Raw genomic sequence first — 18,786 nt, 5'->3', positions numbered from 1 at the left:
TCAGTGCCGACCGAGGCCTCGGCTGTCGAGATACTCGATCAGTGCGGCCTCCTTCCGGAGCAACTGGTCGCGGTCATCGGCGGGTAGCGAGGCAAGGGCGTCGACCAGGACGCGCTTGCGAGGAACGTGGACCATGGTGCCCGAGTAGATCCGGCACCCCGAGCACCAGGCAAAACCGATGCAACGCTCGAAGCCGGAGGACTCGGGCGGATGGAAGCGGTACTGGTAGGAGCGGACAGGCTCGTGGCACACGAGGCAGATCCAGCGGTCACCGTCGCGCACGGACCAGCCGTTTCCCCTCTGGCGCCATGACTTCCGTCCGGCTGGTGCTCTTCAAGTTGCCATGCGCACATTCTGCCTTGGGGCGGCGTCAAAGGGACACCCGGCGGTCCGCGGGCGGCGGTCCCGGGTCGGGCCACCGCGAACCGGCCGAGTTCGGCAGCGGCCCGACCCGGGTCGGCGAGCGTCACGCCAAGGCGTCCTCGCCGCCCGCGTTACCGGTGCTGGTCACCGGGCCCGGTGACCGTGTCGGCGTCCACCGTCAGCGGTCCCCTGACCGTGTTGGCCGAGCAGGCCGCCCCGTGGTCCGGGCCGAACAGCACCGGGCCGGTGCTGCCCTGGATGGTGACCGGGCCGGTCAGGTGCGACCCGCAGACCGTGACGGCGAGGGCGCCGGCGGCGGACAGCGGACCGTTGATCTCGGCGTCCGACACCGCCAGGGCCCCACCGGGCCGGACGGTGAGCGGACCGGACTGGCTGGCGCCTGCGGCCAGGCAGATCGCCTCACCGGCCGCCACCGTCAGGGGTCCGTGGTGGGCCGTCGTCAGGCACGGCCGACTGAATCCGACTGTGACCTGCCTGGGCCCGGCCGTCGTGCTCGGCACGAAGCCGGGCGCTCCGCCGTAGGTGGCCGTGACAGCGTGCACCCCGGGCTGGAACCCCTCGGCTCGGAAGGCGGCCTGACCGGCACTCAGCGGGACGGTCGCCAGCGCGGTGGCCCCGTCCGAGAACGTGACCGCCCCCTCCGGGGTGCCTGCGGCCGGGTTCGCCGGGGCGACCGTGGCGATGAAGGTGACGGCGTGTCCGAACAGCGGGGTGGACGTGTCCGCGGCGAGCGCGACCGACGTCCCGTAGCGGAACGAGACCACGGCCCGGCCGTTGCCGTGGTTCACGCCCGGGGCGAGGACGGCGTCGGCCGCCGAGGCGGCCGCGTAGCCACTGCCACCACCGCCGCCCGCGCCGGGGAGGTTGTCCGGGTTACCGCCGCCGGAGCCGCCCGCGCCGCCGAAGTAGCCGCCGCCTCCTCCGCCACCGCCGTTACCGCCCCGTCCGCCGTTGCCACCGGCGCCGCCGCTGCCGGGGTTGGGCAGGCCCGTGTTGGGGTCGATGTCGCTCCCCTCCCCACCGGGGCCGCCCAGGCGGGAGTTGGGGTTACGAGCGCCGTGCGCACTCTGGGTACCGCCGCCGCCCGCGACACCGGACCCTTCGGGCCCGCCACCCTGGCCGCCGCGCCCACCGATCGGGCCGCCGCCGTCTCCGCCGCGCAGCTGGGGCCCGCCGTTGCCGGCCCCGCCACCACCGCCAGCTACCAGGATCCGGTCGGTCGGACCGAACGCCCCGACCCGAAGGTCGGAGCCACCGCCGCCGGACCCCCCGCCGCCGTGCGCACCGCCACCACCGGCTCCGTGGCCGGTTCCGCCGGGCCGGGCGTACTCGCCGTGCCGGGACGTGCCGGAACTTCCGACGGCTCCCACGGTGATCTGGAGGGCCTGACCCGCGCTCACCGCCAGGGTCGCCCGGGTCTCACCGCCCAGGCCCCCGGGCGCGCCCGCGTTCGGCGGATTGGGGGAAACGAAGCCCGCCGCGCTACCGCCTTCGGCGCCGAACAGGTCGACGCTCACGGCTGTCACCCCGACCGGGACGGTGAAGGTGTCCGTACCCGTCGCGGTGTACACACAGCTGGGCGGCGAGGTGGTGAGGACGCCGCCGCTGCCACAGGGCGAGGGCGTGGGCGCGGACGCCGGATCGGCCGCTGCGGTGAGCGGCGCCAGTACGGCGGCCAGCAGGCCGGTGGCGCTGAGCGCGATCAGTGTCCTGGATCGCGACAGGGTGGTACGAGGGTGGGTCATCGGAGCTGCTACTGCCTCTCGGAGCTGCTGAGGGTGGGTCAGATGCCGTCGTTGGCGCAGAGCGCCCAGGCGTCGGTGTAGGTGCTGGGCGAACTGGGCGCACCGGTGTGGGTGAAGGCCGTCCAGTACGCCGCCGTGGTGGCCCCGTCCCCGACCGGGCTCCCGCCGGAGTCGCTGGGGAAGGAGCCGTTGAGGTGGTCGCCGACCGAGCCGGGCCCGGTGAAGTCGGTGGTGGTGACGCTGCCGCCGCTGATCGCCGCGCCGCCGCTGACCAGCTTCCCGTCGTTCCCTCCGCAGCCGACCGTCACGGTCAGGCCCGCCGTCCCCGCGGTCGGACCGCTCACCTCGCTGTGCCGGACCTTCACGGTGGCACCGCTGATGTCGATGTTGTTGCCGCTGCAGATGGCGTACGCGTAGGTGGTGTTCCCGCTGTTGCCGCCACCGCCGTTCCAGCCGACCGCCGTCCAGGAGTCGGGGTTGGTCTCCCCGTCGGCCGCGGCCTTCTGACCGTAGTCGTGCGCGGAGTTGTTGAAGCTGGGGAAGCTCGCGATCGGCTTCAGGCTGCCGACGCTCGCCGGGGTGATGCGGGCGCCGCCACCGAGCAGCCGGGTGTTGGCCGGGCAGGTGGCGGTGACCAGGCCGACCGTCGCACTCGTGGTGGGCCCGGCGATCTTGTTCATGACCACCTGGGTGTGGTTGATCAGGCTGCTGCTGAAGCACATCGCGTAGGGAGTGGTGGAGAAGTCGCTGTTGACCGCTCCACCACTGCCGCCGATGGCGAGCCAGTGCGTGACGTCGGTGCCGACCACCCCGGTGGAACCGGTGTACTCGGTGCTGCCGTCGGGGCTGGGCGAGGTGCCGTTCACCTTGTTGCCGTTGGACGAACTGCCGGTACCGATGGCCTGGTTGATCCCACCGCCGGAGATCAGGCCGCTGCCGCAGTCCGCGTGGGTGGAGATCTCGGCGAAGGTACCGGCGGGCCCGAGGGTGGCCCCGGGAGTCTTCACCGTCACCCCCACGGTGTTGGCGTACGCGATTCCCGGCACCGCCAGCACCAGTACGGCACCGGCGGCCAGCACCTTGCCGGTGACACGACGCCGTGACAGTCCTGTTCTCATGTGCGTTCTCCCTTACTGAGGTCGGATCGGCCGCGCCGGTACATTCTGATGACTCGCATCTACGACCTCTAAGGGACTGTCAGACCAGCATCTGCAGGGAATAGGCACCTCATTAATTAGCAGATGCGCCACTTGACAGCCGAGCGGGGGCTGCTCTGGCCGGACCGGCTCGGCAGCACCGCCCGGCGCACCGTGTACTCCGCGCCCAGGAGTAAGGCACCCCCTGACGGCCGGTCACACCCGGCGGCCCACCGTTGCGAGCACGGGGTTGGTGACGCGGTAGTGGTGGTCCGCCACGAGCACCCAGGCGAGAGCCCAGCCACGACAACGTGCCAGGTCGCTCCGTCCACCTCGACACACTCGCGGAACCGGCCCCAGGTGTCGGCGCCCAGCAGGGTCCAGGCCCACAGGCGTTCGTGCTGGAGCTCGGCGAGCACGGTGATGATCGCGGCCCGGTGGCCGGCGGCGGTGCCACGAAGGGCGAGCCAGACCCGCAGCAACACTTCGGGCACCGCCGTCCCGGCGGTGATGCTGCGTCAGCCCAGCGCGCGGTCGAGGTTGAAAGCGGCGCTGATCAGCGAGAGGTGGGTGAAGGCCTGGGGGAAGTTGCCCAGCTGTTCTCCGGTCGGGCCGATCTCCTCTGCGAACAGACCGAGGTGGTTGGCGTAGGTGAGCATCTTCTCGAAGGCGAGCCTGGCCTCCTCCAGCCGGCCAGCCCGGGCCAGCGCCTCCACGTACCAGAAGGAGCAGATCGAGAAGGTGCCCTCAGGGCCGTGCAGGCCGTCCGGGCTGGCGGTCGGGTCGTAGCGGTAGACCAGCGAGTCGGAGACCAGGTCCGTGGTGAGCGCGTCCAGGGTGGAGAGCCACTTGGGGTCGGTGGGCGAGATGAGCTTGGCCATCGGCATCATCAGCAGCGAGGCGTCCAGCACATGGTCGTCCAGCCCCTGGACGAACGCCCCTCGCTCGGCCGACCAGCCGCGCCGCATGATTTGCCGGTAGATCGCGTCCCGCGACTCCCGCCAGCGCGGCAGGTCCGCCGGCAGACCGCGGCGGTTCGCCATGCGTATCGCGCGTTCCAGCGCGACCCAGCACATCAGCCGCGAGTACACGAAGTTCCGCCGGCCTGCCCTGGTCTCCCAGATTCCCTCGTCGGGCTGGTCCCAGTGCTCGCACAGCCAGTCCACCACGGCACCGACCTCGTCCCAGCGGTCACTGCTGATCGGCTGCCCCCACTTGTCGTAGAGGTAGATCGAGTCGATCAGCGCACCGTAGATGTCCAGCTGGAGCTGGCCGGTGGCGGCGTTGCCCACCCGGACCGGTGCGGAGCCGAGGTGTCCCTCCAGGTGCGGCAGCTCGTATTCGGGCAGCTCGCTGCGCCCGTCGATGCCGTACATGATCTGCAACGGGCCGCTCGCACCGGTGCCGCGCAGGATGCCGCGCTCGCCGATGAACCCCATGAACGCCTCGGCTTCCGAGGTGAACCCGAGGCGCAGGAGGGCGTAGATGCAGAAGGCGGCGTCGCGGACCCAGACGTAGCGGTAGTCCCAGTTGCGCTCCCCGCCGATCTGCTCGGGCAGGCTTGTGGTCGGTGCGGCGATGATCGCGCCGGTCGGCGCGTAGGTGAGGAGCTTCAGCACCAGTGCGGAGCGGTTCACCATCTCCCGCCACCGCCCGTGGTAGCGCGAACCGGCCAGCCAGTGGCGCCAGAACCGGACGGTCGCCTCGGCCTGCTCCTGCGCCTCGGCGCGCGGGCACGACCGGGGCGGGACGTCGTCGCCGATCTGGTCGAGGGCGAACACGTGGGACTCGCCCTCAAGGAGCTTGAAGTGCGACCACACGTCCAGGCCGTCGCTTTCCAGGGGTGCGGTGGCGGTCAGCGCGAGCGTCAGTGACGGGGAGCGGAACACCGCCGCGTCGCCTTCGAGGTGCGTGGTGTGCGCTTCGGCGCCGTAGCCGAAGCGCGGGGCGATCCGCACCCTGAAGGGGAGGGTCCCGCGGACGCAGACCACCCGCCGGATCAGCCGGTGCCTGGCTGCCTCGCGCGACTCGTCGACAACTGGCATGAAGTCCTGGATCTCCGCCACCCCGTCCGCGGCGAAGAACCGCGTGATCAGCACGTTCGTGTCGGGGAAGTAGAACTGCCGAGTGCGGGTCGGGACCTCGGCGGCCAACTCGAACGACCCGCCCCGGTCGGCGTCGAGGATGGACCCGAAGACGCTGGGCGCATCGAAGCGCGGACAGCAGTACCAGTCGATGGTGCCGTCCGTGCCGACCAGCGCGGCCGTACGAAGGTCGCCGATCAGGCCGTGCTCGGAGATCGGCATGTAGCGGCTGTTGTCCGCCTGCTCGAAACCAGTCGTGTCGAACGCCATACCGGCTCCCTGCCGCTGGGGCCCGGGCCTGGAGATGAAGCCTTGTTTTTTCATGCTAGTACTCCAGTCCTACCTCGCTCTTGGGCTGGTCAGCGGTCTGGTGGCGCGGAGTACTACGGCCTGAGGACGATCTGGCCGTGGGTGTGGCGGCGTTCGAGTTCGGTGTAGGCCTCGCGGACCTGTCCCAGCGGGTAGACGTTCGCGATCGGCACCTCGAGGTGTCCGTCGGCGATCAGGGCGGCAAGCTCGGCGAGCACCTTGGCGCCCGGCCCGGCCGCGCCCCCTCCGTCGGTCTTCACCCCGTGCTTCTCGGCGGCCGCGAAATCGGCGATGGTGTCGACCCGATCGGTCGCGACGCCGAGGGCGAGGGCCAGGGTTGCTCTCGCTCGCCAGGCCGATGACCGTGGCCCCGGTACGGCGCGCGAGCTGGACGGTGAGCGAGCCGACTCCCCCGGCGGCTCCGGAGATGACGACGGTCTCGCCCTCCTTTGGCTGGACGGCGTGTACCGCCCCCCATGCGGTCACGCCGACGACGTACAGGCTGCCGGCCACCTCCCATGAGACCTTCTCCGGCTTGCGCGTGAGGTCACCGGCCTCGACCAGGGCCAGCTCGGCCTGGGAGGCCCGCTTGTTGCTGAATCCGATCACCTCGTCGCCGGGCGAGAATCCGGCAACCCCGGCGCCGGCCTCCTCGATGACCCCGGCGAGGTCGCTGCCCTGCCCGGACGGGAACGTCGACGGGAACATGTCCGCCAACGCCCCCGTGCGGATGACAGCCTCACTGGGGTTGATGCCGGCTGCCTTCACGCGTACGAGGACCTGCCCGTCCCCGGGCACCGGGCGTTCCACCTCGTCGACCCGCAACACGTCGATCCCGCCGAACTCGTCGTACCTGACCGCCTTGGGCATGATCTTTCTCCTTCGACTCGCTGAAGCCGACAGGGGTGCGGGCTACACCCGCCGGAGTTCGAGCACGGGAATGACGCGGATTCCGGCAGTCCGGCGTGCGTACTCGGCAAAGCCGGGGTAACGCCGCGCTTGCTCGGCGTAGATGCGGTCGCGTTCCGCGCCGATCAGTTCGTGGACGGTCACCTGGTAGGTCACAGCGCCGCGTTCGAGGGTGCCATCACCGGCGGCGGTCAGGTTGCGGTACCAGTCCGGGTTGGTGGGTGCTCCGCCCTTGGTAGCGAATACGTAGACGATGTCCGGCGCGGCGTCGTGCGGGAGGTACATCGTCGGGCTGACGTACTCCTGCCCGCTCTTGCGGCCGCGGTGATGGACAAGAACCAACGGAGCGCCCTCGAAGACCCCGCCGACCCTGCCCTCGTTCGCTCGGAACTCTGCGATGATCTTCGCGTTCCGGTCGAGTACTTCACTCATGTCGAACCTCCTGTCATCAAGGTAATTCGCACGGCCGGGGACCGATCCTCTTCAGGCAGGCGTGCCTTCTCGGCCCAATTGGACGTCTCGGCTTAGGACATGGCGGGACTTCTTGTACACCGCAGATGGGTGAACTGAGCCCGGCGGGCGGCTCAGGCGGCGACGGCCTGGGCCATCCGCAGCGGTGCGAGCGCAGCGCTCCAGGCGATGACCTGGCCGAGCATCGTATTCAGGGCGGGCAGGTTGTAGGCACCGGGCTTGAAGACGCTGAAGTTCTCGAATTCGGTGATCATCGACAGTGCGACCTGCTGGCGTACGTCGGCCATCTGGAGCTCGGCGGCGACCGCGCGGAGGTGCTCGACGGCCCGTACGCCGCCGACCCCGCCGTAGGACACAAAGCCGACCGCCTTGTTGTTCCACTCGGTGTAGAGGAAGTCGAGGGCGTTCTTCAGCACACCCGGGATGCCGTGGTTGTACTCGGGGGTCACGATGACGAACCCGTCGAACGAGGCGATCTTGGCCGCCCACTGCCTGGTGTGCTCGTGCTGGTACTGGCCGAACGAGGGCGGAAGCGGCTCGTCGAGGAGCGGCAGGGGGTGGGCGCGGAGGTCGATGAGCTCGAACTCGGCGTCGTCGCGGCGCGAGGCGATGTCGAGCACCCACTTCGCCACCTGTTCACCGTTGCGGTTCGGGCGGGTGCTGCCGAGGATGATGCCGATCTTGAGCATGACGTTTGCCTTCTCATTCTGCGGCGCTTCGTCTGCGGAAGTGCGTTGTCCAATAGATCGCATGCTGTGCAGATGATCTGTCCAACAATGACTGGGTGGGTACAATTCCTTTTATGGGCACCGGGACACCGACCACACCGGCCGACGATGTCGACTCCGCGGGGGACTTCGGTCTCTCCCTCCTCGTCCTGATACGCGCGTACCGGACCGTCGTCGCGTCGGCCCTCGATGACATCCCGCAGGGTGCCCGCGGCTACCAGACTCTCGCCGTCGTCGTCCGAGGTGACCAGGAAAATCAGCTCGCCCTGGCCACGTATTTGGGGATCGACCGCACAGTCATGACCTACCTGATCGACGACCTCGTCACGGCGGGATTGGTCGAGCGTCGGCTCACCCCCACCGACCGGCGCCAGCGCAAGATCGTCGCCACCGCCCAGGGCGTACACACCCTCCAGGACCTGCAGCGGCAGGTACGGGAAGCCGAAGACCGGCTCCTTGAGACGCTCGATGAGAATGAGCGCCAAGCGTTCCGGGCTCTGCTCAGCCGAATCGCCTGCGACGTCCGGGACATGGACCTGGCCGCCGACCCCTGCGACAGCACATCCGACCCGTGCGACGTCGCCGAACCGGGGTCCTAGCCCGACCGCACACCCACTGGCGCGGGGGCCGGGCGACGGCCGGCAGGCCGACCGGTCATATTGGGCGTCCCCGCTGTGGCCGTGCCGGGACTGTAGGTGGGTGGAAAGGGGGTCCGAGGCGGTGCCTCGGCCTGGCGCGCACTCCGCGACGGCGCACCCTCGAAGGGCCGGATGCTACCCGGCGGCCCGGGGCGAGGGCCGGGAATTTCCGGGCTGCTGACCGGGTGTCAGGCCCTCGCCCGCAGGCGGCGCAGCATCCGGGCGTCCTGGAAGCCGACGGTGCGGGCGGCGGATTCGACGGTACTGCCGTGGGCGATCAGGTGTTCGGCGCGTTCCAGGCGCAGTTCCTGCTGGTAGCGCAGCGGGGTCAGGCCGGTGGCCTCGGAGAAGCGGCGGGTGAGGGTGCGTTCGCTGACGCCGGAGGCGGCGGCCAGGTCGGCGAGGCCGAGCCGGTCCGTGTAGCGGGTGTCGATCAGGTCCTGGACCCGGTGGATGGCGTCGCTCAGATGGGTGCGGTGCCGGAGCAGGGCGCTGTGCTGCTGTTCGTCGCCGTTGCGGCGGGCGTAGACCACCATGTCGCGGGCGACCCGGGCGGCCACCGCCGGGCCGTACCGGACGGCGACCAGGTGCAGCGCGAGGTCGATGCCGCTGGCGATGCCCGCCGAGCTGACCACCCGGTCGTCCACCACGTAGAGCACGTCACGCACCACGGTGGCCCGGGGGTAGCAGCGGGCGAGTTCGTCCTGCGCGTCGTGGTGGGTGGTGCAGCGGCGGCCGTCCAGCAGCCCGGCCCGGCCCAGGGCGTCCGCGCCCGCGCAGATGCTGGCGACCGTGCCGCCCGCCGCGTGATGCGCCGTCAGCCGCTCCAGCGTGGCGGGGCGCAGCCCGCCGTTCGCATGCAGGGTGGGGGCGCGCCAGCCGGGCACCACGAGCAGGTCCTCGGCGGTCAGGTCCGGCCAGCTGGTGTCGGCCCGCAGCATCAGGCCCTGCGCGGACGGGACGTCCTCCTGCTCGGCCACGTAACTGACCCGGTAGTCGCAACCGTGGTCCGTCGCGGTCGAGAACACCTGCGCGGGCCCGGCCAGGTCCAGCAGATGCAGCTGCGGAACGAGCAGGAAGACGACGTGGGTCACGATCCGGTCAGCTCTTTCACGGTGGTCACCCGGGCGAACCGGCCCGCGAGGGCGTACTCGGTGCGAGTGACGATCTGATCAGTGGTCAGGGTGAGCGGGTCCGCGAGGATCTCGGCCAGGCTGCGGCCCGCCGGTGCGTCCCAGTGCTCGATCGGGTGGGTCGCGGTGGCGTCGGTGACGAAGGTGACGTCGTAGCCGAGGTCCGAGGCGACCCGGGCGGTGGTCTCGCAGCACTGCTCGGTACGGATGCCGCTGATCACCACCTCCCGCACCCCGCGCTGGGTGAGCTGCTGCTGCAGGTTGGTGGTGGTGAACGCGTTGTGGGCGGTCTTGGTGACGATCGGCTCGCCCTCGGCGGGGGCCCGCAGGCCCTCGATCGGACGGACGTGGCCGAGGGCCGGATCGAAGACCGTCCCGCTGCCGGGCTCGGCGTGCAGGACCCACACCACCAGGTCGCCGGCCGCCCGGGTGGCGTCGACCAACTTGTTCACCTGCTCCACGATGTCGGGGTTGGACACGGCGGCCCAGTTCTCCCGCTGACGGAACGACTCCTGGACATCGATGACGATGAGTGCGCTGTTCATGTGCTCCATCCTGCGGCCCGGCCGAGCCCCGCGACAGACACCATCATGCCCCGCACCGGACCGATCCGGTCAGCCGGGCAGCCGGGCAGCCAGGCAGCGACCGTGCGGTCAGTCGTGGTCGTACACGGTGACCGCCACCCCGGCCCCGGTCAGCCGTGCCTCGATCAGCGGCTCGACCTTCGACCACCGCCCGCCAGCCAGGCCGCACCCGATCCGGGGCATGTGGACGGACGCCCCGAGCTCCACCACCTGCGGCGCGAGCCGCCCGAGCGCGGCGTCGATCGCCTCGTACCGGACGGGAACACCCTGGGACCGGCTGGTCCTGATGCCCCGTTGACCGACCAGGTTGGCCACCCACACGTACCGCTCGACCTGCACCAACTGCACCGCCCCGAGCCCGAAGTCGTTACCCGCCCGCTCCCGGTGCCACCGCCGGAACGCCGCCTCCGGCTCCGGCCAGCGCTTCGACAGGGCCAGCACGAAGCCCTTCCCCCAGCCGCCCAAGTCGTTGCAGACGTGGGCGATCACCTTGACGCCCTTGCCCTGCGGCGCGGTGGCATCCCCACGCACGTAGTTGATCGAATCCCCCATCCGTGCAGCGTAGCCACCACCTCCGACAGCCCCGTACCGAATATTGGTCACCGGATGACGAGCGAACGGTCCTTCTCAAGGGCCGCCCCGGGAAGACGAACCGGTCGGTCGCGTCTCGCCTGAAAGCCATGTACTGCCCGCTAGAGTCGAAAAGGCAGTCGGTCACGGAGGCTCCGTTCCTCGGACTGATGGGCTGCTGACGGCATCGCGGCACACCGACAACTGCGGCCGAGCAGCAGGCGCATGCTGTCCTTGGTTCCAGCAGGACGAATCGGTATACCGCTGGAGTACCATCGGTATACGATTGCGGTATGGCTGATACGACGATCAAGGTTTCCCCTGATACGCGTGACCGGCTGGCTGCCCTCGCGGCGGCCCGCGGTACCACGATCGGCGCCCAGGTGGCTCTGCTGGTGGAGCAGCAGCCCACGGCGGAGCAGATCGCCGAGCGTGTCACGGAGGGCCGTCGGCTGATGCGGGAGCACTTCGGGATGACTCTCACCGACAGTGAGCTGGACCAGGGTCCGGATCTGCTCCAGCGGGTCTACGACATCGCTGCGGCGGATGCTCGCGCCAAGGTCGCCCCCCGGCGTAGCGCGTGATCATTCTGGATTCCAGTGCACTGGCCGCGCTGGCCGACGGCCACGAGCGCCTGCACCGCCTGGTGGACTCCGCTCTGCAGAGCCCGTTCCAGCATCTGCTGGTCCCGGTGCTGTGCCTGGTGGAGGCTGAGGTGAAGGACGAGGGCACGGCGAACGCGATTCTGGCGCTGCCCTCGCTGGAGTTCGAGCCTCTGGATGCGAGTACCGCGGTGATGGTGGCGACGATGGTCCGCGACGGGTTCGGGGGCCAGGATCTGGCCCACGTCATCACCACCAGCCTGCCCACTCCGGTACGTCCGTTGCAGCACCTGATCCTGACGGCCCGCCCCGAGTTGTATCCGCCCGGGATCGCCACCGTCGACATTGACGATCCTCGCCTGGCGCCGTAGGTCGCACTGGGGGGAGTGTCTGGGGACGCGCTTGACCCCCGCGAGGGTGTGCGCATCGTGGCTGAGGAGATCCTGCCCGCCGTGCTGGGCGGGGCTGTGGCGCACGAGCGGCCGGTGATGGTGTTCGCCGTACCCCGGGGGGCCAGAGACTACGGCACGGCCTGGCGGTACGTCAGACCCATCTCGGTCAGTACCTCGACGAACCAGCGTGCCCGTTCCGGCGTTGCCGCACCGGAGACCAGCCGGAGGACGTCCGTACCAGCCACCACCAGATCAAGGTTGGGCGCCGCCCCCCAGAGGCGCTGACGGCCGAGCGTCCGTACCTCCGGGCGGTCCGGGAAGAGCATCCGCTGCGCCCGGAGCCAGTCCACCCACTCCTCCGGGTGCAGCAACGACCGCTGCTCTGGCCAGAGTTCGGAGCTCAGGCCACCGGCCAGATGCATGGTGATCCCTACCAGCAGTTCACCTCCGCCACCCAGCAGCCCCACCCGGAGCTCGCCCCAACCCATCCACGGCACCGACTCAGGCGGCCCGACCTCCAACACCCGCGACAGCCGCCGGACCCCGGCCTCGTTCTTGACCACCAGCTCGGGCGCCTCAGCGTCCTGGTCCAGCGCAGCGATCCACACCGACCGGGTCCGCCCCCATATCTCACGCACTCTTGAAGCTCCCTGTGCCGAGGTCGATTACGGCCTTGTGTACGAATAGGGTCTGGGCGTGTTGGCCCGGCGGGTTGTCTGACTGGTGCTCACCTCTCCGCGGAGCGGTCGGAGATCAGGATGGCGACTGCCGCGTAGGTCTCGTCGAAGTACTCGCGGCGAGCCCCGTGCGGGAGCTGGAACCTCAGGACGACTGGCGTGGCAATGACCCGGTCGGTGAACACCGACTGGTGATCCGGTCCCGCACCGGCCGCACGCAACCGGCTGCAGCCTCGACGCTCATGCAGTCGGCCATCCATGCCTGGGCCAACTCTGCGGTCAGCGAGCCGAGTTGATGGCGCCGGCGGCCGGTGAAAGTACGACGGGACAAGGCCGTGCGGCCTAGGTATTGCGTCGAAGCATGATCGTTACAGTGCGCCACACCGTTCTGCTCTGACACCGGGTCAACCTGAGCCCGGGAGGGCGGAGAGCAGGGCCGCGGCGGCTCTGTCGAAAGGCGCGATGCTGCCCGCAGCGCGACACAGGATGTGGGCGCCTTCGAGCGTGACGATCATGAGGGTGGCCAGATCGGCGGCCTGGGCTGAACTCATTCCGGCCTGGGCGAGTTTTCCGGTGAGCTCGCCCACCCAGCCGGTGAACGCTTCGGCGGCGACCGTGCGCAGGCGGCTCTGACCGGCAATGGCCGCACCGCCGTCGACGGTGACCGCCGCGATCGCGCAGCCGCCGCCCCCGGCGGACGCCTGCACCACAGGGCGGACGTTGCCGAGGAACGCCTCCACGACTTCGCGTGGCGTGTGCGCCGGCAGTGCGTGCAGGTGACCCCGGACTTCCTCCGCGTTGCGGCTGGCGGCTTCGAGCGCGAGTTGCTGTTTGCCGCCGGGGAAATGGTGATAGATCGCCCCGCGCGCGGCACCGCTCTCTGCCAGAACGTCGGTGAAGGACATCGCGGCCAGGCCGTGGCGTTGCAGCAGCCCGATCGCTGCGCTGATCATGCGGGACTTCGTGTCCGTGGCCATCGCAACCCCCCTTGACTAGTACGGCCATCCTACTCCATGCTCACATTACTAGGACGCACGTACTAGTCGACGTGGGCCAGCAGGCCCCGAACCCGGAGGTTCCTTATGGGCAAGACGTTTCTCTACACCGAGATCCAGGCGGCAGTGCCGTTCGAGCAGTTCGAGTGGCACCAGGTCAACGCGGCACTGAAGACCGCGCCGGGTCTGATCCGCAAGACGTGGCTGTCCGGGATCGGCACCCACACCATCGGTGGCTTCTACGAGTTCGACAGCGCCGAGAACGCCCTGGCCTTCGCCCAGGGCCCCTTCGCCGAAGAAGCCCGCCGAGCCGGAGCCCCGGCAACGACACGACTGTTCGACGGCGACATCGTCAAGGACGCCAGCATCGACCTGAACTCGCCCTACTACGCCTGACACCGCAGGTCACTGCCGAGTCGGCTCTGGACGCCGCCTCGCTCCACTACCAGGGCAAGGCGGCCCCAACGGAAAGGCATCTCGATGAACATCACGCGGCACCCCGAGAACACCGTGAGCTGGATCGACCTCGGCACCCCCGACATGGAGACGACGACGGCGTTCTACACCGCGCTGTTCGGTTGGATCGTCGCCCCACCGGACCCCAACGGCTACAGGCTCTGCACCCTGCGCGGACAACTCGTCGCCGCCCTGGGGCCGGCCGAGGACCCCGGCGCACCTTACTGGACGATCAACGTCACCGTGTCGGACATCCAAGCCACCGCCACCCGCTTCACGAACCTGGGAGCCCAGATCATCGTGGCACCCACCCGGGTCGGGACACTCGGCCACGCCGCTGTCGCCCTCGACCCCGTCGGCGCACCACTGTCACTCTGGCAGCCCGGCACCCACACCGGCATGCAGCTGACCCACGAGCCGGGCACCTTCGCCGGCATCAGCCTTCTCACCGACCACCCCGAGCATGCCGCCGCCTTCTACCGGCCGGCCCTGCACTGGAGCTCCAACCCCGAGCACACCGAGTTCCGGTTGCCGGACAACTCCACCGCCGCCACCAGCCCGCCGCCAGGCAAACCAACGGCACAGCGATCACTCTGGCGGGTCAGTTTCGCCAGCAACAGACCCGACGCCGACGCCAAACAGGCCCGGCAGCTCGGTGCGACCGAAGTTCGCCAGGACCCCAACGGAGACGTGGTCCTACGCGATCCCACCGGTGCTCTGTTCGGCCTTACCCAGCACACCCGATAGCTCCGACTCCGTCCGAACACGTTCCCCCGGGCAATGTCGAGGAGTACCGGGGCACCGGCTTGGCGTGGACGTACTGACCTCATCTCAGCCGGTCAGTGGCGCCAAGTAGTCAGTTCGGTTCGATACCAGTCGAGTTGGGCCGCATCCCGGTCTCTTTCGGAGGAACGACCGGCCTATGCGGCTCGACGTGCTACGTTCCGTGCCCTAACCGATGACAGGTGACCCCGGCGGTGCGACAACACCCCGGGGTCCGGCAACAGGAGCGTCAACTCCCGATGCGAATTCATCGTAGCGCCCACGGGCGCAACTTCACCGTGCTTCCCAACGCACTCCTCCAGGACCGGCGGCTCAGCTACACCGCCCGTGGCCTGCTGGTCGACCTGCTCTCCCGCCCCGACGGACGGCGGGAGGACGGCCGGCAGATGGCCGACTCCAGCACCCAGGGCCGGGGCACCGTACGCCGGGCGTTGAAAGAGCTGACAGTGGCCGGGTACTACCGGGTCGACACCGTACGACTGCCCAACGGCACCGTCCGCTCGGAGGCCCACGTCTTCGACACCCCGCAATCGCCTTCGCTGCCGGGTGTCGCCCCTCCGGGTGCCGGTGAGGCGGGTACCGGCCGGGCAGCCACTCCTTCTGTACAGGACCCGGGGAAAGCACCCTCCCTCCCCCGCCGCCGAACTGACGACCAGCCAGCCGGAGCCGAAGCCATTCCAGACGAGACGGCCCGCGCGGCGGCGGACACCCTGCTGCGGGTGGTCCAGCCGGAGCCACGGCTGTGGTTGGGCGAAGCCGAGGCCCTGGCGTTGGCACCGTTGGTGGCACGCTGGGTTGAACGTGGCGGCACAGCAGGCGGTTTGACCCGAGCGCTGCTGGATGGGCTGCCCGGCACAGTGCACTCACCCGTCGCGATGCTGCGCAGTCGCCTGGAACGCAAGATGCCGCCGCTCCACGCCCCCGCGCAGCGGCCGCCGGCCCGATACGCCGAGTGCGACAGGTGCCACGACCCGGTCCCGCCACGGGGCGTCTGCCGCACCTGCACGGGCCTCGGCGGCCGAACGGTCCCGGTCGGCAGCGGTGCAACCGTGGCCCGCAACGGCGCCGCGCGAGCCCGGGCCGCCATGTGCGACGCCAGGAACTCCCTGACGGCCGGGCTCCGTTCGCCGCTGTCCCCGTCACCCCGCTGAGCCCTTCAATGGCGGGATACGGCAGCGGGTCGCGAACCTCCCCCCACCAAATCCGATGGCACCAAAAGCCTCGGACGACCAGACTGCGCTGGTGAACCCCCTGCCGCGGTTGCCCGGCCCGCTCCCTGCACCAGTACAGGACCTGCGCGCCCGCGACCTCGTTCTCGACTATGCGGACATGCACGCCCTGGTTGCCGACCTGGTGCTGCCCGGCGACGCGTCGATGTACGTCATGAGCGCGATGGAAACCTCCCGCGAGCTGATCCGACACTCCTACTACCGGTACGAGTTCGCCACCGTCGCCGTCACCCATTCCCTGTTCGCTCTGGAGCATGTCCTTGCCGAGCGTCTGGCGATCAACGAACCACTCCAGGACCTCATCGAGCGGGCTACTGCTGCAGGGCTCATCGAGGCCGAACTCGCCGCTGAACTCGACCGCAGTCGGCTACTGCGCGACAACCTCAACCAGGGCACCGTGACAAGTGCCGCCCTCCACCCGGCCAGGGCCATCGACATGGTTCGTGCCGTCTTCGATGCCGTCTCCCTACTCCTTCACTCACCATCTGAGGCAGAAGCAGCAGCTGTCGACAGGAGCCGAGCAAGGCCCGAAGACCGACTCGCCCGGCTGTGGGAGGAACACCGTCGCGCCCCGTACCCCGACAGCTTCCGCGGCGTGGACATCGAGGGCGTGGAGCTGATCCTCCTGGACGCCGACGTCTCCGGCCTCGTCCAGAGGGAGCTGAACGTCGGGCTCGACGACAACGGCGTTGCCATCCTCTGGGCGTGCATCGCGGGCCTCGACAAGATCGTGCCTCTGATCAACTCGGAGTACTGCGCCTCCTACTTCACGCAACTTCGGACGATGGCCAAACTCGCAGCAGCGCACTACATCCCCACCGCGACCTGACCGTTGGATCCGAAATTGGAATCTCCGACGACCTGTACGGTGCCGAAACCACACCAAAGGAGTGTCCGAGCGATGGCTGACGTCAGAGTCACCTACGACAAGACTGCGAACGCAGCGTACGTCTACCTCACCGATCCGCAGGTTCGCACCAAAGTCTCGCGCATGTATCCCTGCGACCCGGTGGCGGTCGGCGGCATGATCAACCTTGACTTCGACGAGCAAGGGCGTCTCATCGGCGTCGAGGTTTTGGCGGCCAGCTCCAAACTGCCCGAGTACCTGCTCGATTCGTCTGGACGCCGGAGACGCCGGAGACGCCGGAGACGCCTGAACCGGTTGAACAGGAAAGCTGCCTCACGCCACGTCAAGCCGTAAGGCCCGCCAGCAGGGCCTGTCCGCGTCCTGTAGGACCGAGTGATCTGCCAGCCGGGAGAGCTCGTCGAGGACATCCCCGCCGACCGGGTAGCCGCCCGCGTAGACATCCTCACCGGTGGGCAGGCCGAGCAGGATCCGCACGTCCGCACCGCGGAGCGTCCGCAACGGCAGCGCCTCGATCAGCACCTCAGTCTGCTTCGAGAAGATCTCGAGTTCCCACATCTACTTCTTCACCTTGCGACCCTTGTCTGCGGGGTTGGTCTGCTCGCCTCGATGGCGTCGGTCGTACACACGATCCTGCGGCTCCCGGCGTCGGCTCGAAGTCGCGGTACAGACCCGGCCCTGGTCTCAACCGACCTGGTCCTATTCGCTCGTCACCTCAGGGAATCTGGATCGTCGAGGCCTGGTCGTCGCTCATCGCGGTGTAGACGGTCACGATCGAGCCGATGGCGTCGACCTGGGCCGGCCCGACGATCCGCAGCCATGCAAGGTCGCTGAGTCCGTCGAATCGCCGGACACCGCGGGCGGCGTCAGCAGGCCAGGTATGTGGGAGCTTCGGCAGGTGGATCAAGGAGATCTCGTCGATGAAACTGCCGGCGATCTGCGGGGGTTTGGCAACCGATACGTGGTGAAGGTTGGAGAGGGAGATCACGACGTCCGGCTACGAGCCCCGTCGGCCTGCGTCGATCGGGGTCCGATCCCGTACTTCGAACCGGTATCGTCCGCGCCGGCGAGCATGACCGCTCGTATCCGGTCAGAACGGCTACGACGTCTGGCCATGGTTGCAGGCGTGCCGTACCGTCACGGCGTGGCGAGGACATTGCGGTTGGCGGTCGCGCAGAGCACGGTGCCGGAGGACCCCACGGATCGAGGAGCACTGCGGGCGGCAGGGCAGGAGATCCGGGCCCTGATGATCGAGGCTGCCGGAGCAGGTGCGCGGCTGGTGCAGTTCCCCGAAGGGGCGATCACCTACCCGAGCAAGCACGTGATGGCGGCCGGGCCGACCGGCGAACTGGTTCCGGCCGACTGGAGCCGGGCCGCGTGGGAAGTCCTGCGCGAGGAAGCGGAGTTGGTCACTGCGCTGGCCGGGAAGCTCGGCCTGTGGACAGTGTTCGGATCCATCCACCCGCTGACGCCACCGAGCCGGCCGCACAACAGCCTCTACGTCGTCTCCGACCACGGTCACCTGGTCGCACGGTACGACAAGCGGTTCCTGTCGCACACTGAGGTCTCCTTCCTGTACTCCCCGGGACGGCACCCGCTCGTCGTCGAGGTGGACGGCATCAGGCTCGGCTTCGCGCTGTGCATCGAAGCCAACTTCCCGGAGGTGTTCGCCGAGTACGAGCGCCTGGACGTCGACTGTGTGCTGCTATCCGTGATGGTCGACGACGCGCCCCGGGCCCGTGTCGCCCAGGCGTACGGAACGCTCCACAACTACTGGCTCGGCTACTCGGTCCCGGCCCAGTTCAGCGCCACAGTGCCGTCCGGGATCGTCGCGCCCGGCGGCCGATGGCTGGCGCGCTGTCCTGCGGACGGACGTCCCGCCCTGGCAGTCGCGGACATCGACCTCGACTCGAAGGACAGGGACATCGAGATGGCCGTTCGTTACGCCCGCCCGTGGCGCCGCTCAGCCCGAGCCGGTCTCTACGACGAGCGGATCCCGGTCGGCGACCCCCGCAGTGACACCCGCACAGCGTTCTGACCGGCGGGGTGGGCCACTGCGGCCTTCGCGTCAAGTCCCGTAACTCTTAGGCGAGTTC

At 69.3% G+C, this 18,786-nt stretch carries 24 protein-coding genes and 1 pseudogene; 9 read left to right on the top strand and 16 right to left on the bottom strand.

What is annotated here, in order from left to right; genetic code table 11:
* The 9 genes and pseudogenes from ACXJMZ_RS04375 to ACXJMZ_RS04335 form a co-directional block, all read right to left on the bottom strand.
* A complete protein-coding gene (locus tag ACXJMZ_RS04375) occupies positions 1–282 on the bottom strand; it encodes a hypothetical protein (protein ID WP_457028641.1) in 282 nt (93 codons plus the stop codon).
* A 212-nt stretch (positions 283–494) separates the two neighbouring features.
* Complete coding sequence (locus ACXJMZ_RS04370; protein ID WP_457028640.1) at positions 495–2,129, bottom strand: Ig-like domain-containing protein; 1,635 nt, start codon at positions 2,127–2,129, stop codon at positions 495–497.
* A gap of 38 nt (positions 2,130–2,167) precedes the next feature.
* Complete coding sequence (locus tag ACXJMZ_RS04365; protein WP_457028639.1) at positions 2,168–3,247, bottom strand: hypothetical protein; 1,080 nt, start codon at positions 3,245–3,247, stop codon at positions 2,168–2,170.
* Positions 3,248–3,363: 116 nt separating this feature from the next.
* Positions 3,364–3,759 carry a hypothetical protein gene (locus tag ACXJMZ_RS04360; RefSeq protein WP_457028638.1) on the bottom strand — a complete coding sequence of 132 codons (396 nt, stop codon included), beginning with the start codon at positions 3,757–3,759 and terminating at the stop codon, positions 3,364–3,366.
* A 24-nt stretch (positions 3,760–3,783) separates the two neighbouring features.
* The gene (locus tag ACXJMZ_RS04355) at positions 3,784–5,619 is read right to left on the bottom strand and encodes a glycoside hydrolase family 15 protein (protein ID WP_457028637.1); all 1,836 of its coding nucleotides are present in this window, start codon (positions 5,617–5,619) and stop codon (positions 3,784–3,786) included.
* 113 nt (positions 5,620–5,732) lie between these two features.
* The gene (locus ACXJMZ_RS04350) at positions 5,733–5,918 is read right to left on the bottom strand and encodes a zinc-binding dehydrogenase (protein WP_457028636.1); all 186 of its coding nucleotides are present in this window, start codon (positions 5,916–5,918) and stop codon (positions 5,733–5,735) included.
* Positions 5,919–6,321: 403 nt separating this feature from the next.
* A pseudogene (locus ACXJMZ_RS04345) lies at positions 6,322–6,528 on the bottom strand (NADP-dependent oxidoreductase); the annotation flags it as partial.
* A gap of 42 nt (positions 6,529–6,570) precedes the next feature.
* A complete protein-coding gene (locus ACXJMZ_RS04340) occupies positions 6,571–6,999 on the bottom strand; it encodes a nitroreductase family deazaflavin-dependent oxidoreductase (RefSeq protein ID WP_457028635.1) in 429 nt (142 codons plus the stop codon).
* Between the two features lie 152 nt (positions 7,000–7,151).
* Positions 7,152–7,727 (bottom strand): NADPH-dependent FMN reductase, encoded by a 576-nt coding sequence (locus ACXJMZ_RS04335; protein WP_457028634.1) that lies wholly within the window; start codon positions 7,725–7,727, stop codon positions 7,152–7,154.
* A gap of 113 nt (positions 7,728–7,840) precedes the next feature.
* On the opposite strand from ACXJMZ_RS04335, the gene ACXJMZ_RS04330 reads away from it, so the two are divergent.
* Entirely contained in the window at positions 7,841–8,365 is a 525-nt protein-coding gene (locus tag ACXJMZ_RS04330; protein WP_457028633.1) for a MarR family winged helix-turn-helix transcriptional regulator, read from the top strand.
* A 227-nt stretch (positions 8,366–8,592) separates the two neighbouring features.
* Here ACXJMZ_RS04330 and ACXJMZ_RS04325 read toward each other — a convergent pair whose 3' ends face one another.
* The 3 genes from ACXJMZ_RS04325 to ACXJMZ_RS04315 all read right to left on the bottom strand — a co-directional run bounded on the left by ACXJMZ_RS04325 (position 8,593) and on the right by ACXJMZ_RS04315 (position 10,673).
* A complete protein-coding gene (locus ACXJMZ_RS04325) occupies positions 8,593–9,498 on the bottom strand; it encodes a GlxA family transcriptional regulator (protein WP_457028632.1) in 906 nt (301 codons plus the stop codon).
* On the bottom strand, positions 9,495–10,082 hold the full coding sequence (locus ACXJMZ_RS04320; protein WP_457028631.1) for a cysteine hydrolase family protein: 588 nt from the start codon (positions 10,080–10,082) through the stop codon (positions 9,495–9,497). Before ACXJMZ_RS04320 ends, ACXJMZ_RS04325 begins: the two co-directional genes overlap by 4 nt.
* Positions 10,083–10,190: 108 nt before the next feature.
* Positions 10,191–10,673, bottom strand: coding sequence for a macro domain-containing protein (locus ACXJMZ_RS04315; protein WP_457028630.1), 483 nt, complete (start codon positions 10,671–10,673; stop codon positions 10,191–10,193).
* A 311-nt stretch (positions 10,674–10,984) separates the two neighbouring features.
* On the opposite strand from ACXJMZ_RS04315, the gene ACXJMZ_RS04310 reads away from it, so the two are divergent.
* Entirely contained in the window at positions 10,985–11,275 is a 291-nt protein-coding gene (locus tag ACXJMZ_RS04310) for a hypothetical protein (RefSeq protein ID WP_457028629.1), read from the top strand.
* On the top strand, positions 11,272–11,664 hold the full coding sequence (locus ACXJMZ_RS04305; RefSeq protein WP_457028628.1) for a hypothetical protein: 393 nt from the start codon (positions 11,272–11,274) through the stop codon (positions 11,662–11,664). Before ACXJMZ_RS04310 ends, ACXJMZ_RS04305 begins: the two co-directional genes overlap by 4 nt.
* A gap of 149 nt (positions 11,665–11,813) precedes the next feature.
* On the opposite strand, the gene ACXJMZ_RS04300 is transcribed toward ACXJMZ_RS04305, so the two are convergent.
* Positions 11,814–12,323, bottom strand: coding sequence for a hypothetical protein (locus ACXJMZ_RS04300; protein WP_457028627.1), 510 nt, complete (start codon positions 12,321–12,323; stop codon positions 11,814–11,816).
* A gap of 443 nt (positions 12,324–12,766) precedes the next feature.
* Entirely contained in the window at positions 12,767–13,339 is a 573-nt protein-coding gene (locus ACXJMZ_RS04295) for a TetR/AcrR family transcriptional regulator (RefSeq protein WP_457028626.1), read from the bottom strand.
* 105 nt (positions 13,340–13,444) lie between these two features.
* Here ACXJMZ_RS04295 and ACXJMZ_RS04290 point away from each other — a divergent pair, with 105 nt between their 5' ends.
* The 5 genes from ACXJMZ_RS04290 to ACXJMZ_RS04270 all read left to right on the top strand — a co-directional run bounded on the left by ACXJMZ_RS04290 (position 13,445) and on the right by ACXJMZ_RS04270 (position 17,026).
* Positions 13,445–13,753, top strand: a complete 309-nt coding sequence (locus ACXJMZ_RS04290; RefSeq protein WP_457028625.1) for a hypothetical protein — start codon at positions 13,445–13,447, stop codon at positions 13,751–13,753.
* 84 nt (positions 13,754–13,837) lie between these two features.
* Positions 13,838–14,560: a VOC family protein gene (locus ACXJMZ_RS04285; RefSeq protein WP_457028624.1), complete on the top strand. Its 723-nt coding sequence runs from the start codon at positions 13,838–13,840 to the stop codon at positions 14,558–14,560.
* 275 nt (positions 14,561–14,835) lie between these two features.
* Positions 14,836–15,747, top strand: a complete 912-nt coding sequence (locus ACXJMZ_RS04280; RefSeq protein ID WP_457028623.1) for a hypothetical protein — start codon at positions 14,836–14,838, stop codon at positions 15,745–15,747.
* 91 nt (positions 15,748–15,838) lie between these two features.
* Positions 15,839–16,654 carry a hypothetical protein gene (locus tag ACXJMZ_RS04275; protein WP_457028622.1) on the top strand — a complete coding sequence of 272 codons (816 nt, stop codon included), beginning with the start codon at positions 15,839–15,841 and terminating at the stop codon, positions 16,652–16,654.
* 72 nt (positions 16,655–16,726) lie between these two features.
* On the top strand, positions 16,727–17,026 hold the full coding sequence (locus ACXJMZ_RS04270) for a DUF2283 domain-containing protein (RefSeq protein WP_457028621.1): 300 nt from the start codon (positions 16,727–16,729) through the stop codon (positions 17,024–17,026).
* Here ACXJMZ_RS04270 and ACXJMZ_RS04265 read toward each other — a convergent pair.
* Complete coding sequence (locus ACXJMZ_RS04265; RefSeq protein ID WP_457028620.1) at positions 17,006–17,248, bottom strand: DUF7683 domain-containing protein; 243 nt, start codon at positions 17,246–17,248, stop codon at positions 17,006–17,008. The two genes, ACXJMZ_RS04270 and ACXJMZ_RS04265, sit on opposite strands and share 21 nt — an antisense overlap.
* Positions 17,249–17,405: 157 nt before the next feature.
* The gene (locus ACXJMZ_RS04260) at positions 17,406–17,678 is read right to left on the bottom strand and encodes a hypothetical protein (protein ID WP_457028619.1); all 273 of its coding nucleotides are present in this window, start codon (positions 17,676–17,678) and stop codon (positions 17,406–17,408) included.
* A gap of 156 nt (positions 17,679–17,834) precedes the next feature.
* On the opposite strand from ACXJMZ_RS04260, the gene ACXJMZ_RS04255 reads away from it, so the two are divergent.
* Entirely contained in the window at positions 17,835–18,728 is an 894-nt protein-coding gene (locus tag ACXJMZ_RS04255) for a carbon-nitrogen hydrolase family protein (protein WP_457028618.1), read from the top strand.
* The last annotated feature ends 58 nt before the right edge of the window (positions 18,729–18,786 follow it).

The sequence above is a fragment of the Kitasatospora sp. P5_F3 genome, from assembly GCF_054049135.1.
Note: the sequence above shows the minus strand (reverse complement) of the source record. Positions and strands in the feature narration are given on the sequence as shown.

Bases quoted from the DNA above. Each gene is read 5' to 3' on its own strand.
- ACXJMZ_RS04370 (WP_457028640.1), bottom strand. From the start codon at position 2,129: ATGACCCACCCTCGTACCACCCTGTCGCGATCCAGGACACTGATCGCG.
- ACXJMZ_RS04365 (WP_457028639.1), bottom strand. From the start codon at position 3,247: ATGAGAACAGGACTGTCACGGCGTCGTGTCACCGGCAAGGTGCTGGCC.
- ACXJMZ_RS04355 (WP_457028637.1), bottom strand. From the start codon at position 5,619: ATGGCGTTCGACACGACTGGTTTCGAGCAGGCGGACAACAGCCGCTAC.
- ACXJMZ_RS04340 (WP_457028635.1), bottom strand. From the start codon at position 6,999: ATGAGTGAAGTACTCGACCGGAACGCGAAGATCATCGCAGAGTTCCGA.
- ACXJMZ_RS04335 (WP_457028634.1), bottom strand. From the start codon at position 7,727: ATGCTCAAGATCGGCATCATCCTCGGCAGCACCCGCCCGAACCGCAAC.
- ACXJMZ_RS04330 (WP_457028633.1), top strand. From the start codon at position 7,841: ATGGGCACCGGGACACCGACCACACCGGCCGACGATGTCGACTCCGCG.
- ACXJMZ_RS04320 (WP_457028631.1), bottom strand. From the start codon at position 10,082: ATGAACAGCGCACTCATCGTCATCGATGTCCAGGAGTCGTTCCGTCAG.
- ACXJMZ_RS04315 (WP_457028630.1), bottom strand. From the start codon at position 10,673: ATGGGGGATTCGATCAACTACGTGCGTGGGGATGCCACCGCGCCGCAG.
- ACXJMZ_RS04310 (WP_457028629.1), top strand. From the start codon at position 10,985: ATGGCTGATACGACGATCAAGGTTTCCCCTGATACGCGTGACCGGCTG.
- ACXJMZ_RS04295 (WP_457028626.1), bottom strand. From the start codon at position 13,339: ATGGCCACGGACACGAAGTCCCGCATGATCAGCGCAGCGATCGGGCTG.
- ACXJMZ_RS04290 (WP_457028625.1), top strand. From the start codon at position 13,445: ATGGGCAAGACGTTTCTCTACACCGAGATCCAGGCGGCAGTGCCGTTC.
- ACXJMZ_RS04285 (WP_457028624.1), top strand. From the start codon at position 13,838: ATGAACATCACGCGGCACCCCGAGAACACCGTGAGCTGGATCGACCTC.
- ACXJMZ_RS04280 (WP_457028623.1), top strand. From the start codon at position 14,836: ATGCGAATTCATCGTAGCGCCCACGGGCGCAACTTCACCGTGCTTCCC.
- ACXJMZ_RS04270 (WP_457028621.1), top strand. From the start codon at position 16,727: ATGGCTGACGTCAGAGTCACCTACGACAAGACTGCGAACGCAGCGTAC.
- ACXJMZ_RS04265 (WP_457028620.1), bottom strand. From the start codon at position 17,248: ATGTGGGAACTCGAGATCTTCTCGAAGCAGACTGAGGTGCTGATCGAG.